The sequence below is a fragment of the Klebsiella sp. CN_Kp104 genome, from assembly GCF_040064515.1.
Lineage (GTDB): Bacteria > Pseudomonadota > Gammaproteobacteria > Enterobacterales > Enterobacteriaceae > Klebsiella > Klebsiella aerogenes.
Genome location: NZ_JBEAII010000008.1, coordinates 155025 through 171066, shown reverse-complemented (window position 1 = coordinate 171066; position 16042 = coordinate 155025). Strand labels below are relative to the sequence as shown.

General features: G+C 59.9%; 14 protein-coding genes. 12 read left to right on the top strand and 2 right to left on the bottom strand.

The features are described from left to right. The first annotated feature begins 9 nt into the window (after positions 1-9). The 5 genes from nuoJ (at position 10) to nuoN (ending at position 5864) form a co-directional block, all read left to right on the top strand. Entirely contained in the window at positions 10-564 is a 555-nt protein-coding gene (gene nuoJ, locus ABLU80_RS11905) for an NADH-quinone oxidoreductase subunit J (RefSeq protein ID WP_015365591.1), read from the top strand. Continuing rightward, complete coding sequence (gene nuoK / locus ABLU80_RS11900) at positions 561-863, top strand: NADH-quinone oxidoreductase subunit NuoK (protein WP_004865088.1); 303 nt, start codon at positions 561-563, stop codon at positions 861-863. Before nuoJ ends, nuoK begins: the two co-directional genes overlap by 4 nt. Then, positions 860-2701 (top strand): NADH-quinone oxidoreductase subunit L, encoded by a 1842-nt coding sequence (gene nuoL, locus ABLU80_RS11895; protein ID WP_015706160.1) that lies wholly within the window; start codon positions 860-862, stop codon positions 2699-2701. The genes nuoK and nuoL overlap by 4 nt, the downstream gene beginning before the upstream one ends. Before the next feature lie 169 nt (positions 2702-2870). Next, complete coding sequence (nuoM, locus tag ABLU80_RS11890; protein WP_348850004.1) at positions 2871-4400, top strand: NADH-quinone oxidoreductase subunit M; 1530 nt, start codon at positions 2871-2873, stop codon at positions 4398-4400. Positions 4401-4406: 6 nt separating this feature from the next. Further along, positions 4407-5864, top strand: coding sequence for an NADH-quinone oxidoreductase subunit NuoN (gene nuoN / locus ABLU80_RS11885; RefSeq protein WP_015365594.1), 1458 nt, complete (start codon positions 4407-4409; stop codon positions 5862-5864). 56 nt (positions 5865-5920) lie between these two features. Here nuoN and rnz read toward each other — a convergent pair whose 3' ends face one another. Further along, positions 5921-6841 (bottom strand): ribonuclease Z, encoded by a 921-nt coding sequence (rnz, locus tag ABLU80_RS11880; RefSeq protein WP_015365595.1) that lies wholly within the window; start codon positions 6839-6841, stop codon positions 5921-5923. A 56-nt stretch (positions 6842-6897) separates the two neighbouring features. On the opposite strand from rnz, the gene ABLU80_RS11875 reads away from it, so the two are divergent. From ABLU80_RS11875 to menE, 7 genes are all read left to right on the top strand, one after another. Next, positions 6898-7359 carry a GNAT family N-acetyltransferase gene (locus tag ABLU80_RS11875; RefSeq protein ID WP_348850003.1) on the top strand — a complete coding sequence of 154 codons (462 nt, stop codon included), beginning with the start codon at positions 6898-6900 and terminating at the stop codon, positions 7357-7359. A 173-nt stretch (positions 7360-7532) separates the two neighbouring features. After that, a complete protein-coding gene (gene menF / locus ABLU80_RS11870; RefSeq protein WP_275516213.1) occupies positions 7533-8828 on the top strand; it encodes an isochorismate synthase MenF in 1296 nt (431 codons plus the stop codon). 76 nt (positions 8829-8904) lie between these two features. Next, positions 8905-10575, top strand: coding sequence for a 2-succinyl-5-enolpyruvyl-6-hydroxy-3-cyclohexene-1-carboxylic-acid synthase (menD, locus tag ABLU80_RS11865; RefSeq protein ID WP_348850002.1), 1671 nt, complete (start codon positions 8905-8907; stop codon positions 10573-10575). Next, positions 10572-11330 (top strand): 2-succinyl-6-hydroxy-2,4-cyclohexadiene-1-carboxylate synthase, encoded by a 759-nt coding sequence (menH, locus tag ABLU80_RS11860; protein WP_348850001.1) that lies wholly within the window; start codon positions 10572-10574, stop codon positions 11328-11330. Before menD ends, menH begins: the two co-directional genes overlap by 4 nt. A gap of 14 nt (positions 11331-11344) precedes the next feature. Continuing rightward, complete coding sequence (menB, locus tag ABLU80_RS11855) at positions 11345-12202, top strand: 1,4-dihydroxy-2-naphthoyl-CoA synthase (RefSeq protein ID WP_015365600.1); 858 nt, start codon at positions 11345-11347, stop codon at positions 12200-12202. After that, positions 12202-13167, top strand: coding sequence for an o-succinylbenzoate synthase (gene menC / locus ABLU80_RS11850; protein ID WP_032712085.1), 966 nt, complete (start codon positions 12202-12204; stop codon positions 13165-13167). The genes menB and menC overlap by 1 nt, the downstream gene beginning before the upstream one ends. Then, complete coding sequence (gene menE, locus ABLU80_RS11845) at positions 13164-14525, top strand: o-succinylbenzoate--CoA ligase (RefSeq protein WP_348850000.1); 1362 nt, start codon at positions 13164-13166, stop codon at positions 14523-14525. The genes menC and menE overlap by 4 nt, the downstream gene beginning before the upstream one ends. Here menE and ABLU80_RS11840 read toward each other — a convergent pair. Further along, entirely contained in the window at positions 14522-16039 is a 1518-nt protein-coding gene (locus tag ABLU80_RS11840) for a tripartite tricarboxylate transporter permease (RefSeq protein ID WP_015365603.1), read from the bottom strand. The two genes, menE and ABLU80_RS11840, sit on opposite strands and share 4 nt — an antisense overlap. Between the last annotated feature and the right edge of the window lie 3 nt (positions 16040-16042).

Below are 16042 nucleotides of genomic sequence, written 5' to 3'. Positions count from 1 at the left end.
AGAGGGGCAATGGAATTCGCTTTTTATATCTGTGGCCTGATAGCCATCCTCGCAACCTTGCGGGTCGTCACCCACACCAATCCGGTGCACGCGTTGTTGTACCTGATCATTTCGCTGTTAGCGATTGCCGGGGTGTTTTTCTCGCTGGGCGCTTACTTCGCCGGTGCGCTGGAAATCATCGTTTACGCCGGGGCCATTATGGTGCTGTTCGTGTTCGTGGTGATGATGCTCAACCTGGGCGGCACCGAGATCGAACAGGAACGCAAATGGCTGCAGCCGGGGATCTGGATTGGCCCGGCCATCCTTTCCGCGGTGCTGCTGGTGGTTATCGTTTACGCCATCCTGGGCATCAATGACCAGGGTATCGACGGTGCGGCGATCAACGCCAAAGAAGTGGGTATTGCGCTGTTTGGGCCGTACGTCCTGGCGGTGGAGCTGGCCTCCATGCTGCTGCTGGCGGGCCTGGTTGTCGCCTTCCACATCGGCCGCGAAGAGCGCGCCGGTGAGGTGCTGAGCAACCGCGTGAATGACAGCGACAAAAGAAAAACGGAGGAACACGCATGATCCCCTTAACACATGGACTGATCCTCGCCGCCATCCTGTTTGTGCTCGGCCTGACTGGTCTTGTGATCCGCCGCAATCTGCTATTTATGCTGATTAGCCTGGAAATCATGATTAACGCCGCCGCGCTGGCATTCGTGGTCGCGGGAAGCTACTGGGGCCAGACTGATGGTCAGATTATGTATATCCTCGCCATCAGCCTCGCGGCTGCGGAAGCGAGTATCGGTCTGGCGCTGCTGCTGCAGCTCCATCGTCGCCGCCAGAACCTGAACATCGATTCAGTAAGTGAGTTGCGTGGATGAACATGCTTGCCTTAACCATTCTTCTGCCATTGATTGGCTTTGTGCTGCTGGCCTTCTCCCGCGGACGCTGGTCGGAAAATCTTTCCGCCACCGTTGGGATGGGCTCGGTAGGCCTGGCGGCGCTGGTGACGGCGTACGTCGGCGTCGACTTTTTCGCTAACGGCAAACAGGCGGTCAGCGTACCGCTGTGGAACTGGATGTCGGTCGGTGATTTCAATATCGGCTTCAACCTGGTGCTGGATGGCCTGTCTCTGACCATGCTCTCCGTGGTTACCGGCGTCGGCTTCCTGATCCACATGTTCGCCTCCTGGTACATGCGCGGCGAAGAGGGCTACTCTCGCTTCTTCGCTTACACCAACCTGTTTATCGCCAGCATGGTCGTTCTGGTGCTGGCCGATAACCTGCTGTTGATGTACCTGGGTTGGGAAGGCGTGGGTCTCTGTTCTTACCTGCTGATCGGCTTCTACTACACCGATCCGAAGAACAACGCCGCGGCGATGAAAGCGTTCGTGGTCACCCGCGTCGGCGACGTGTTCCTCGCCTTCGCGCTGTTCATTCTTTATAACGAACTGGGCACCCTGAACTTCCGCGAAATGGTTGAGCTGGCGCCGCAGCACTTCGCTAACGGCAGCACCACGCTGCAGTGGGCGACGCTGATGCTGCTCGGCGGCGCGGTCGGTAAATCCGCTCAGCTGCCGCTGCAAACGTGGCTTGCCGATGCGATGGCGGGCCCGACGCCGGTCTCTGCGCTGATCCACGCGGCTACCATGGTGACCGCGGGCGTGTACCTGATTGCCCGTACCCACGGCCTGTTCCTGATGACGCCGGAAGTGCTGCATCTGGTCGGTATCGTTGGCGCAATCACGCTGGTGCTGGCGGGCTTCGCCGCGCTGGTGCAGACCGACATCAAACGTGTGCTGGCTTACTCGACCATGAGCCAGATTGGCTACATGTTCCTCGCGCTGGGCGTGCAGGCATGGGACGCGGCGATCTTCCACCTGATGACGCACGCGTTCTTTAAAGCGCTGCTGTTCCTGTCGTCCGGTTCGGTGATCCTCGCCTGCCATCATGAACAGAACATCTTCAAGATGGGCGGCCTGCGCAAATCCATTCCGCTGGTTTATGTCTGCTTCCTGGTGGGGGGCGCGGCGCTGTCCGCTCTGCCGCTTATCACCGCAGGCTTCTTCAGTAAGGATGAGATTCTGGCTGGCGCGATGGCCAACGGTCATATCAATCTGATGGTAGCGGGCCTGGTCGGCGCCTTTATGACCTCGCTGTATACCTTCCGTATGATTTTCATCGTGTTCCACGGTAAAGAGCAAATTCACGCGCATGCAGGGAAGGGGATTACCCATCATCTGCCGCTGATTGTGCTGCTGATTCTGTCCACCTTCGTTGGCGCGCTGATTGTGCCGCCGCTGGAAGGCGTACTGCCGCAGACCACCGAGCTCGCCCACGGTAGCGTGATGACGCTGGAAATGACCTCCGGGATTATCGCTATCGCCGGCATCCTGATCGCCGCATGGCTGTGGCTGGGCAAACGTACGCTGGTGACTTCCATCGCCAACAGCGCCCCTGGCCGCTTCTTCGGCACCTGGTGGTTCCATGCCTGGGGCTTCGACTGGTTATACGACAAAGTGTTCGTCAAACCATTCCTCGGCATTGCCTGGCTGCTGAAGAGCGATCCGCTGAACTCGTTGATGAATATCCCGGCGATTCTGTCCCGCTTCGCAGGCAAAGGTCTGCTGGTGAGCGAGAACGGCTATCTGCGCTGGTATGTGGCTTCAATGAGCATTGGCGCGGTGGTGGTGCTGGCTCTGCTGATGGTACTGCGTTGATTTGAGTGCGCGGTTTTGCCCGGTGGCGCTTTGCTTACCGGGCCTACGAAACCGTAGGTCGGGTAAGCAAAGCGCCACCCGACACAACAAACCGCCCTCAAACGTGAATGTAGTCGAATTCGTTGAAAATCGGTCCTGAACGGGACTTTAACAAGGAATAAAAATCGCCATGTTATTACCCTGGCTAATATTAATCCCCTTTATTGGCGGCTTCCTGTGCTGGCAGACTGAACGCTTTGGCGTGAAACTGCCGCGCTGGATCGCGCTGATTACCATGGGACTGACGCTGGTGCTTGGCCTGCAGCTGTGGATGCAGGGCGGCTATTCTCTGACGCAATCCGCGGGGATTCCGCAGTGGCAGTCGGAATTCGTGCTGCCGTGGATCCCACGTTTCGGCATTAGCATCCATCTGGCGATTGACGGTCTGTCGCTGCTGATGGTGGTGCTGACCGGCCTGCTCGGCGTGTTGGCGGTGCTCTGTTCCTGGCGCGAAATCGAAAAGTACCAGGGCTTCTTCCACCTCAACCTGATGTGGATCCTGGGCGGCGTCATCGGGGTATTCCTCGCCATCGACATGTTCCTGTTCTTCTTCTTCTGGGAAATGATGTTGGTGCCGATGTACTTCCTGATCGCGCTGTGGGGGCACAAAGCCTCTGACGGTAAAACGCGTATCACGGCGGCCACCAAGTTCTTCATCTATACCCAGGCGAGCGGTCTGGTGATGCTGATCGCCATTCTGGCGCTGGCATTCGTCCACTTCAACGCCACCGGCGTGTGGACCTTCAACTATGAAGAGCTGCTGAAAACTCCGATGTCTCACGGCGTGGAATACATGCTGATGCTCGGTTTCTTCATCGCCTTCGCGGTGAAAATGCCGGTGGTACCGCTGCACGGCTGGCTACCGGACGCCCACTCTCAGGCGCCGACTGCCGGTTCCGTCGACCTCGCGGGCATCTTGCTGAAAACCGCGGCCTACGGTCTGCTGCGCTTTGTGCTGCCGCTGTTCCCGAACGCCTCCGCCGAGTTTGCGCCAATCGCCATGTGGCTGGGCGTGATCGGTATCTTCTACGGCGCGTGGATGGCCTTCGCCCAGACCGATATCAAACGTTTGATTGCTTACACCTCCGTTTCCCATATGGGCTTCGTGCTGATTGCTATCTACACCGGTAGCCAGCTGGCTTATCAAGGGGCGGTGATTCAGATGATTGCCCACGGTCTGTCCGCGGCGGGTCTGTTCATTCTGTGCGGCCAGCTGTACGAACGTCTGCACACCCGCGATATGCGCCAGATGGGCGGCTTGTGGAGCAAAATTAAATGGCTGCCGGCGATGTCGATGTTCTTCGCTGTCGCCACCCTGGGGATGCCGGGCACCGGTAACTTTGTCGGCGAATTTATGATTCTGTTCGGCAGCTATAAGGTGGTGCCGGTGATTACCGTTATCTCGACCTTTGGTCTGGTATTCGCTTCCGTTTACTCGCTGTCGATGCTGCATCGCGCCTACTTCGGTAAGGCGAAAAGCGAAATCGCGACGAAAGAGCTGCCGGGGATGTCCCTGCGTGAACTGTCTATCATCCTGCTGCTGGTGGTGCTGCTGGTGCTGTTGGGCTTCTTCCCGCAGCCGATTCTCGACACCTCGCATGCTGCGATGAGCAACATTCAGCAGTGGTTTGTTAATTCTGTTTCTACTACAAGGCCGTAATTCGCCATGACAATAACTCCACAACAACTGATCGCACTGCTACCGCTGCTGATCGTCGGCTTGACGGTGGTGGTTGTGATGCTCTCCATTGCGTGGCGACGCAATCATTTTCTCAATGCCACGTTGTCGGTTCTCGGACTAAACGCCGCGCTGGTCTCGCTCTGGTTTGTTGGTCAGAACGGGGCGATGGACGTCACCCCGCTGATCCGCGTTGACGGTTACTCGATGCTCTATACCGGGCTGGTGCTGTTGGCGAGCCTCGCGACCTGTACTTTCGCCTACCCATGGCTTGAGGGTTACAAGGACAATAAAGAAGAGTTCTACCTGCTGGTGCTGATCGCCGCGCTGGGTGGCATTCTGCTGGCCGGCGCCAATCACCTGGCCTCGCTGTTCCTCGGTATCGAATTGATTTCGCTGCCGTTGTTCGGCCTGGTCGGTTACGCCTTCCGCCAGAAACGTTCGCTGGAAGCGAGCATCAAATACACCATCCTCTCCGCGGCAGCCTCGTCTTTCCTGCTGTTCGGTATGGCGCTGGTGTATGCGAATTCCGGTAACCTGTCCTTCCTCGCGCTGGGCAAGAGCCTGGCTGACAACGCGCTGCACGAGCCGCTTCTGCTGGCGGGCCTCGGTCTGATGATCGTCGGTCTTGGCTTTAAATTGTCGCTGGTGCCGTTCCACCTGTGGACGCCGGATGTATACCAGGGCGCGCCTGCGCCGGTATCCACCTTCCTGGCGACCGCCAGCAAGATTGCCATCTTCGGCGTGGTGATGCGTCTGTTCCTGTACATGCCGGTGGGCGACAGCGAAGCGGTACGTGTGGTGCTGGGCCTGATCGCCTTCGCCTCTATCATCTTCGGTAACCTGATGGCGCTGAGCCAGACCAACATTAAGCGTCTGCTCGGTTACTCTTCCATCTCACACCTCGGCTATCTGCTGGTGGCGTTAATCGCCCTGCAGAGCGGCGAAATGTCGATGGAAGCCGTTGGCGTCTATCTGGCCGGTTATCTGTTCAGCAGCCTCGGCGCGTTCGGCGTGGTCAGCCTGATGTCCAGCCCGTACCGCGGTCCGGATGCTGACTCGCTGTTCTCCTACCGCGGTCTGTTCTGGCACCGTCCGATCCTGTCGGCGGTAATGACGGTGATGATGCTGTCGCTGGCCGGTATCCCGATGACCCTCGGCTTTATCGGTAAGTTCTACGTGCTGGCCGTCGGTGTGCATGCGCACCTGTGGTGGCTGGTTGCCGCGGTAGTGATCGGCTCGGCGATTGGTCTCTACTACTATCTGCGCGTTGCCGTCAGCCTGTACCTCAGCGCCCCGGAGCAGTTGAACCGCGATGCGCCGTCAAACTGGCAGTACAGCGCCGGCGGTATCGTAGTGCTGATCTCCGCGCTGCTGGTGCTGGTGCTCGGCGTGTGGCCGCAGCCGCTGATTAGCATCGTGCAGCTGGCGACGCCGCTGATGTAATCTGCGCTATAAATAAAAAACCGCCGACTTGTCGGCGGTTTTTTTATGCCTGCGGTTTACGCCAGCCGATAGACCATAAAATCCTCCGCCAGTAGCGTATTGGCGAAAATCTCCCGGCATTCCGCCAGCATACGCAGGCAGCCTTCTGCATCGTAGCGCGAGCTAAAGTGGGTGGCGATTAGCGTGCCGACTCCCGCTTCTTTGGCAAGCGCCGCGGTTTGCTGACTGGAAGAGTGGCCACGGCTATTGGCTTTCTCCGCCATCGCCTGCTCAAGCGTGGTTTCGTGGACTATCACATCCGCGCCGCGCGCCATCTCCAGCGCCTGCGGGCAGGGGGCGGTATCGCCAAAAATGGCCAGCGTTTTACCCGGCGTCGATGGTCCCAGATAGCGGCTACCGTCGATGACCCGGCCATCTTCCAGTTCAACACGCTGGCCGAGCTTGAGCTGATGGAACAGCGGCCCCGGACGCACGCCATCGGCAATCAGTTGGGCGGCATCGAGCGTTCCGGGCTTGTCATGCTGTTCGATGCGGTAGCCGTAGCACTCCACCGGATGACTGAGCGGGTACGCGCTGACCCGATAGCCATCTTCGTCGAAGACCAGGCCGGGGCCGACTTCGATGATAGTGAGCGGATAATCGGTCCACGAGCCGCTCAGGCGCAGCGCGGTTTCGATAAATTCTTTAATCCCTTTTGGCCCGTAAACCGTCAGCGGCAGCGAATTTCCCTGCATCGAGCGGCTGCACAACAGGCCGGGCAGGCCGAACAGATGATCGCCGTGCAGGTGAGTGATGAAAATTTTATTCAGTTTGCCTGGGTGGTAAGGGGTATGGAGAAACTGATGCTGGGTGCCTTCGCCGCAGTCAAACAACCACATTTCAGCGCTGGTGGGTTGTTGCAAATTCAGTATTATCGACGTCATATTACGCGTACGGGTCGGCACGCCGGCGGATGTCCCCAAAAATGTTAATTCCATCGTCCAGTGTCCTCAGGCGAGTGGTAAAGCATCAGTATATCAATAAGGAGTCACAAATGATGACCTGGCAGGATTTACATCACAGCGAGCTCACCGTTGCTCAACTGTACGCCTTGCTGAAGCTGCGCAGCGCGGTGTTTGTCGTCGAACAACGCTGCGTCTATCAGGATATCGACGGCGATGATTTAGTCGGTGAGAACCGTCATCTGCTCGGCTGGCGCGACGGAGAGCTGGTGGCCTATGCGCGGATCCTCAAAAGCGAAGAGGAGTTCGAACCGGTGGTGATTGGCCGGGTTATCGTTAGCCCGTCCGTGCGCGGCGAGAAGCTGGGCTACCAGCTGATGGAGCAGGGGCTGGCCAGCTGCCGGCAGAACTGGCCGCAGAAGGCGATTTATCTGGGGGCGCAGGCGCATCTGCAGAAATTTTATGCCAGCTTTGGTTTTGTGCCGGTGACGGAGGTATACGATGAGGACGGTATTGCCCATATCGGTATGGCGCGCGACATCACAACTCATTAAGAAGCTAAATAGTAATAGCGTATCGCTATCAATTATCTATACTTTTCCTCCTGTAGCGAATCCAGTGGCTGGCGTTCGCCGGGCCTGTTAAGGTTCGCTCCCTCATGATGGGTACTGCTATTTATCGCAGCTACCCTTTATAATGTGGGGTTTTTAATTTCGTGGAGGTTCGCGTGCTGTCTGTTTCCACCGCGCTGGAAAGCCTGCTGGGCTGCCTGGCTGAAGATTTCCCTCCGTCACCCGGCACGCGAATTTTTGATATCCCATTCCCGTTAAACGACGCCTTCGACCCGTTACTGTGGTGCGCGCATCAGCCGTGCTGGCCGCAATTCTACTGGCAGCAGCGTAACGGTGATGAAGAGCTGGCGGCGCTGGGGGCGGTAACCACCTTTGCCTCTTTGTCCGCGGCGCATGATTTTTTATGCGCGCAGGGGCGGGAAGATCTGCGCATCAGCGGGCTGAATGCGTTCGATCCGCAGCAGGGTCATCTGTTTCTGCCGCGACTGGAGTGGCGCCGCCTGGGCGGCAAAGCGACTTTACGGCTGGTGGTACACAGTGTGACCTCGCTGCAAGACGACGCGGCCGCCGCGAGGGCGTTTCTTCAATCATTAAATAGCGAGCAGGCGACGGCGGCATTGATGCCGCCGCTGCAAAGCGAGCAGCATGCGCCGGAATACCCGCAGTGGCGCGAGCTGATTACGCAGGCGACGCAGGCAATCGGCGCCGGCGAAATGGATAAGGTTGTGCTGGCACGGGTCACGGATTTACGCTTTAGCGCGCCGCTGCAGGCGTTTGCCATTATGGCGGCCAGTCGACGCAGCAATCTTAACTGTTTTCACTTCCTGATGGCCTTTAGCCCACAGCAGGCGTTTCTCGGCTCCACGCCGGAACGGCTGTGGCGGCGACGCGGCGCGCTGCTGCGCACCGAAGCGCTGGCGGGCACCGTCGCAAATCATCACGATGACGCCCGGGCGCAGCAGTTGGCCGATTGGCTAATGAAAGACGATAAAAACCAGCGGGAAAATATGCTGGTGGTGGAGGATATCTGCCAGCGTTTGCAGGGCGAGTCGCCGACGCTTGACGTTCTGCCGCCGCAGGTCGTACGCCTGCGTAAGGTGCAGCATCTCCGGCGCTGTATCTGGTGCGAACTGGCTGAGCCCGACGACAGCCGCTGTCTGCTGCAGCTGCAGCCTACCGCGGCGGTGGCGGGGCTGCCGCGCCAGGCGGCGCTGGCGTTCATCCGCCGCCATGAGCCTTTCACCCGCGAATGGTATGCCGGCTCCGCAGGTTATCTTTCACTGGCGCAAAGCGAGTTTTGCGTGGCGCTGCGTTCGGCAAAAGTCGAAAACGACACCCTGAGGCTGTATGCCGGGGCCGGTATCGTCAGCGGATCTGACCCGCAGCAGGAGTGGCAAGAAATAGAAAATAAAGCGGCGGGATTACGAACGTTATTACTTTCAGAAACGTAGAGAGACGACGTATATCAAAACGGCGCAACTCTGCCTTATCTATACTTAGCATCAATATTTGATACCGGACAATTTCATGTCAGTAAGCGCATTTAACCGACGCTGGGCGGCGGTGATCCTTGAAGCTTTAACCCGCCACGGCGTGCAGCACATTTGCATTGCCCCAGGCTCGCGCTCGACGCCCTTAACCCTGGCGGCGGCGGAAAACCGCGCTTTTATTCATCATACTCATTTTGACGAACGTGGTCTTGGCCACCTGGCGCTGGGACTGGCGAAGGCCAGCCGCCAGCCGGTGGCGGTGATTGTCACCTCCGGAACAGCGACCGCGAATCTCTATCCGGCGCTGATTGAAGCGGGCCTGACGGGTGAAAAGCTGATCCTGCTGACCGCCGACCGCCCGCCGGAGCTTATCGACTGCGGCGCCAATCAGGCCATCCGCCAACCGGGAATGTTTGCTTCTCATCCTGCGCAGACCGTTTCTTTACCGCGTCCTTCGCAGGATATTTCCGCGCGCTGGTTGGTCTCGACCATCGATCAGGCGCTGGGCGAGCTGCATGCCGGCGGGGTGCATATCAACTGCCCGTTCGCTGAGCCGCTATATGGCGATATGGACGATAGCGGGCTGGAGTGGCAACAGCAGCTCGGCAACTGGTGGCAGAGCGATAAGCCCTGGCTGCGTCAGGCGCTGCAGATGGAGAGTGAGAAACAGCGCGACTGGTTCTTCTGGCGGCAAAAACGCGGCGTAGTGGTCGCGGGCAGGATGAGCGCCGCTGAAGGTAAAAAAGTGGCTGAATGGGCGCAGACCCTCGGCTGGCCGCTGATTGGCGATGTCCTGTCGCAGACCGGGCAGCCGTTGCCATGCGCCGACCTGTGGCTGGGCAACGGTAAAGCGGTCAGCGAACTGGCGCAGGCGCAAATCGTCGTGCAACTCGGTAGCAGTCTGACCGGCAAACGCGTGCTCCAGTGGCAGGCGACCTGCGAGCCGGATGAATACTGGCTGGTGGATAATCTGCGCGGTCGCCTCGATCCGGCGCAGCACCGCGGTCGCCGTCTGCTCTCAAGCGTTGAGCGCTGGCTCGAATTGCATCCGGCGGAGAAACGCCAGCCGTGGGCGACGGTGATCCCGCAGCTTGCCGGGCAGGCGTGGCAGGCCGCCGTCGCCAGCAACGAGCCTTTTGGCGAAGCGCAGCTGGCGCAGCGCATTCGGCGCTATTTGCCGGATCAGGGACAGCTGTTTGTTGGCAACAGTTTAGTGGTACGCCTGATAGACGCGCTGGGGCAACTGCCGGCGGGTTATCCGGTCTATAGTAATCGCGGCGCCAGCGGCATTGATGGCCTGTTGGCGACCGCCGCCGGCGTGCAGCGGGCGAGCGCCCGGCCTACGCTTGCGATCGTCGGCGATCTTTCGGCGTTATACGATCTCAACTCGCTGGCCCTGCTGCGCCAGGCGTCGGCGCCGCTGGTGCTGATTGTGGTCAATAATAACGGCGGGCAGATTTTCTCTATGCTGCCGACGCCGCAGGACGAGCGCCGTCAATTCTATTTAATGCCGCAGGACGTGGATTTCAGCCACGCGGCGGCGATGTTTGGTCTGACTTATCACCGCCCTGATGACTGGCAGTCGCTGGATGAGGCGCTGGCAGGCGCGTGGCGCCGCTCCGGGGCGACGGTAATTGAGCTGGCGGTTAACGAGACCGACGGTACGCAGACTCTCCAGCAACTGCTGGCGCAGGTAAGTCGCCTGTGACGCTCAACGCGGCGGTTGAAAGCGGCCAGCCGGGTTATCCCTGGCTGGTATTCCTGCACGGCTTTTCCGGAGACCGCGACGAGTGGCGTACGGTTGGCGAATCGTTTCCGGCCTGGCCGCGGCTGTATCTCGATCTGCCGGGGCACGGTGGCTCGGCGGATATCGCGGTCGATGGCTTTACCGGGGTTAGCGAATTACTGCAGGCTACGCTAAATAGTTACAACATCCTGGATTACTGGCTGATTGGCTACTCCCTGGGCGGCCGGGTGGCGATGAACTTCGCCTGCCAGCCGCGCGCGGGCCTGCGCGGCCTGATCGTTGAGGGCGGACATCCGGGCCTGGAGGACGAAGCGTCGCGGCAGGCGCGGCTCATCAACGATAGCGCCTGGGCGGAACGTTTTCGCCGCGAGCCGTTAGCGCAGGTCTTCGCCGACTGGTATCAGCAGCCGGTCTTCGCTTCGCTGGATGCGGCGCAGCGCGCGTCATTGGTCGCCCTACGTCGCCGCAATAACGGCGCTACGCTGGCGGCGATGCTGGAGGCTACCTCCCTTGCCCGGCAGGGCGATTTGCGCCCGTCTCTGCAGGCTCGCGATTTTCCTTTTCACTACCTGTGCGGCGAACGCGACGCGAAGTTTCGCGCCATCGCGCAAGCGCTCGCCGCCGATACCCATATCATTCACCATGCCGGACACAACGCGCACCGGGACAACCCCGCGGCGGTGATTGCCTGTCTGGCGCAGATTCTGGCAAGTTAACTGAAGGACATTCTATGATCTCTCTTGATGAAGCAATGCTCTACGCCCCCGTTGAATGGCACGATTGCTCAGAAGGCTATACCGATATTCGTTATCAAAAATCGACTGACGGGATTGCTAAAATCACTATCAATCGTCCGCAGGTGCGCAACGCCTTTCGTCCGCTGACCGTCAAAGAGATGATTCAGGCGCTGGCGGATGCCCGCTATGACGACAATATCGGCGTCATCGTGCTGACCGGTGAAGGCGATAAAGCTTTCTGCGCCGGCGGCGACCAGAAAGTCCGCGGCGACTACGGCGGCTATCAGGACGACTCTGGCGTTCACCATCTCAACGTGCTCGACTTCCAGCGCCAGATCCGCACCTGCCCGAAACCGGTAGTGGCGATGGTCGCCGGTTACTCTATCGGCGGCGGCCACGTACTGCACATGATGTGCGATCTGACCATCGCGGCGGACAATGCCATCTTCGGCCAGACCGGGCCTAAAGTCGGCTCCTTTGATGGCGGCTGGGGCGCTTCCTATATGGCGCGTATCGTCGGGCAGAAAAAAGCGCGCGAAATCTGGTTCCTGTGCCGTCAGTATGACGCCCAGCAGGCGCTGGATATGGGGCTGGTGAATACCGTGGTCCCGTTGGCGGATCTGGAAAAAGAGACCGTGCGCTGGTGTCGTGAAATGCTGCAAAACAGCCCGATGGCGCTGCGCTGCCTGAAAGCGGCGTTGAACGCCGACTGCGATGGCCAGGCCGGGCTGCAGGAGCTGGCGGGTAACGCCACCATGCTGTTCTACATGACGGAAGAAGGGCAGGAAGGACGTAACGCTTTTAACCAGAAACGTCAGCCGGACTTCAGCAAATTTAAACGGAATCCATAATGCGCGTTTCGCAGGTTTACCGCTGGCAGATACCGATGGACGCGGGCGTGGTTCTGCGCGAACGGCGGTTAAAAACCCGCGACGGGCTGTTCATCCGTCTGCAGGAGGGTGAACGCGAAGGTTGGGGGGAAATTTCTCCCCTGCCGGGATTCAGTGACGAAACGCTGGAAGAGGCGCAAATGGCGCTGCTGGCGTGGGCGCGGGCCTGGCGCGACGGCGCCGAGCCGCCGCTTCCTATGCAGCCCTCCGTCGCTTTTGGTATTAGCTGCGCGCAGGCGGAGCTTGGCGGCGAGCTACCACAGGCGGCGGATTATCGCGCGGCGCCGCTCTGTTCCGGCGACCCGGATGAACTGTTCGCCAAACTGGCGGCGATGCCCGGCGAGAAAGTCGCTAAGGTGAAAGTAGGGCTGTGGGAGGCGGTACGCGACGGCATGGTGGTGAATCTGCTGCTGGAAGCGATCCCCGACCTGCAGCTGCGGCTGGATGCCAACCGGGCGTGGACGCCGATCAAAGCGCAGCAGTTCGCCAAATATGTTAATCCGGCCTATCGCCAACGCATTGCCTTTCTCGAAGAACCGTGCAAAAGCCGCGACGATTCGCGTGAATTCAGCCAGCAGACCGGTATTGCTATCGCCTGGGATGAAAGCCTGCGCGAGGCGGATTTCCGTTTTGTCGCCGAGCCCGGCGTGCGCGCGGTGGTGATCAAACCGACGCTGACCGGCAGCTTACAAAAGGTTCAGCAACAGGTCGCCGCGGCGCATGCGCTGGGGCTGAGCGCGGTGATTAGCTCGTCGGTCGAGTCCAGCCTGGGGTTAACGCAGCTGGCGAGGATCGCCGCCTGGCTGACTCCGCAGACTATCCCCGGACTCGACACGCTGGCGCTGATGGGCGCGCAACTGGTGCGGGCGTGGCCGGAGAGTACGCTGCCAATTTTCAATGCTGATGAGCTGGAGCAACTGCTGTGATGTTTTCCGATTGGCCGTGGCGTCACTGGCGTCAGTTACGCGGCGAGTCGCAGGCGCTACGCCTGAATGACCAGGCGTTGACCTGGCGTGAGCTATGCGCGCGGATTGACGCGCTGGCATCTGGTTTTGCCGCGCAGGGCGTATTGGAAGGTCAGGGCGTGGCGCTTAGGGCCTACAACCAGCCGGAGACGCTACTCGCCTGGCTGGCGCTGCTGCAGTGCGGGGCACGGGTGCTGCCGCTTAATCCGCAGTTGCCTACGGCATTGCTGCAGGAACTGTTGCCTGCGTTAACCGTACAGCATCAACTGGTGCTTAACGGTGATACGCTGCCGGGGAATTTACCGGCGTTAACTCTGCAGGCGGCAGAAGGCGCCTGTGCCGTTTGCTGGTATGGCGAACGGCTGGTGTCGATGACGTTAACCTCCGGCTCAACCGGCCTGCCGAAGGCGGCGGTACATAGCGCCAGCGCCCATCTGGCCAGTGCCGCGGGTGTGCTGGCGCTGATGCCGTTTGCCGCGGAAGACGACTGGCTGCTGTCGCTGCCGTTGTTCCATGTCTCCGGGCAGGGGATCATCTGGCGCTGGCTGCTGGCTGGCGCGCGGCTGACGGTGCGCGATAGACAACCACTGGAGCAGGCGCTGCTGGGCTGTACCCATGCTTCACTGGTACCGACTCAGCTATGGCGCCTGCTAAATGGCGATGCCGATGTTTCACTCAAGGCGGTGCTGCTTGGCGGCGCGGCGATCCCCGTCGAGCTGACCGAAAGGGCGCGAGCGCAGGGGATACGCAGCTTCTGCGGCTACGGCCTCACCGAATTCGCCTCCACGGTTTGCGCCAAAGAGGCCGACGGAGCGGCGGATGTGGGCGAAGCGCTGCCGGGACGGGAGGTAAAAATTGTCGCCGGCGAGATCTGGCTGCGGGCGGCGAGCATGGCCGCGGGCTACTGGCGGGATGGTCAACTGTTGTCATTAACCAATGATGAAGGCTGGTTTGCGACGCGCGATCGCGGGGAGTTACGTGCCGGTCGGCTGTCGGTTGTTGGGCGACTGGATAATCTCTTTTTTAGCGGCGGCGAAGGCATTCAGCCGGAGGAGGTTGAGCGCGTGATACTCGCCCATCCGCAGGTTCAGCAGGTGTTTATTGTGCCGCAGGATGATATCGAATACGGCCAACGCCCGGTGGCGGTGGTTGAATGCGAGGATGGCTGCGAAATGGCCACGTTGGCGGCATGGAGCGCTGAACGGTTAGCCCGTTTCCAGCAGCCGGTACAGTGGCTACGGCTGCCGGAAACGTTAAAGAACGGCGGGATTAAGATTTCGCGCCGGGCGCTGCGCGAATGGGTCAATTTGCCGGTTTAGCCGATATTAGCCTCGGCGCGGCGCTGGCGCTGTTTACGTCTCAGACGCAGCAGCGGCGGTACCACCAGCACGGCGACAGCCAGCATCAGCAATGTTTTGGTTACGCCGCTTTCCCAGAGGATAGCCAGATTACCGTTGCTGATCGACAGCGCGCGGCGCAGGTTCTGCTCCAGCATCTCGCCCAATACAAAACCGAGGATCAGCGGCGACATCGGAAAGTGCATTTTACGCATGATGTAGCCGAGCACGCCGAGGCCAACCATCAGCAACAGGTCAAAGGTGGTGCTGTGCACCGCATAGACGCCGACGGCGGAAACGGCGGCGATGGCCGGTACCAGGAACCATAGCGGGATCGTCAGCATGCGGGTGAACAGGCCAATCAGCGGAATGTTCATAATAAGCAGCATCACGTTGGCGATAAGCAGCGCGGCGATGAGCCCCCAGACGATATCCGGCTGTTCGGTGAACATCGCCGGGCCGGGCGTAATGTTATATAGCGTCAGCGCGCCCATCATGACCGCGGTGGTGCCGGAACCAGGCACGCCGAGCGTCAGCATTGGAATAAACGAACCGCAGGCGGAGGCGTTATTCGCGGCTTCCGGCGCCGCTACGCCGCGAATATCCCCCTTGCCGAAGTTATCGCTATTACCACTGATTTTTTTCTCCGTCATATAGGTGATGGCGCTGGCGATGGTCGCCCCGGCGCCGGGCAGAATACCGACGAAGAAACCCACCACGGAAGAACGCAGGGTCGCGCCGACGCACTGCGCGGCCTCTTTGGTGTTAAATAGCATGCGCCCGGTTTTACGCACCAGTGTTTGCCCGCCGCTGGTGCTCTCCAGCATCAACAGGATCTCCGAAACGGAGAACAGCCCGATAACCACCACTATAAACTGAACGCCATCGGAGAGATGGACGCTGTCGAAGGTAAAGCGGTAAACCCCGGTGTTGGCATCCACGCCCACCGTCGCCAGGCCCAAACCGATTAACGCCGCGAGGAACGACTTCAGCGGGTTTTGCGCCATCATGCTGCCGAGGCAGGCGATGGCAAACACCATCAGCGCGAAATATTCCGCCGGGCCGAACGCCAGCGACCACTGGGCGAGAAGCGGCGCGAACAAAATAATGCCGCCGATCGCGATAAGCGAACCGAAGAAAGAGCTGACGGCGGAAATCGACAGCGCGACGCCGCCGCGCCCTTGCTGCGCCATGGGATAGCCATCAAGCGCCGTCATGATGGCGGCGGCATCGCCGGGTACGTTCAGCAGGATAGATGAAATACGCCCGCCATATTCGCAACCGATATAAACCGTCGCCAACAGGATCAGCGCCGATTCCGCGGGCAGGTGCAGGGCAAAGGCCAGCGGCAGCAGAATGGCGACGCCGTTAATCGGCCCGAGGCCGGGCAGCAGCCCGACGATGGTTCCGACAAAGCAGCCGATGAGGGCGATAAGCAGATTTTCCGGCGTCATGGCGACGGCGAAACCCTGCGACAGATAGATCCAGGTATCCATAAG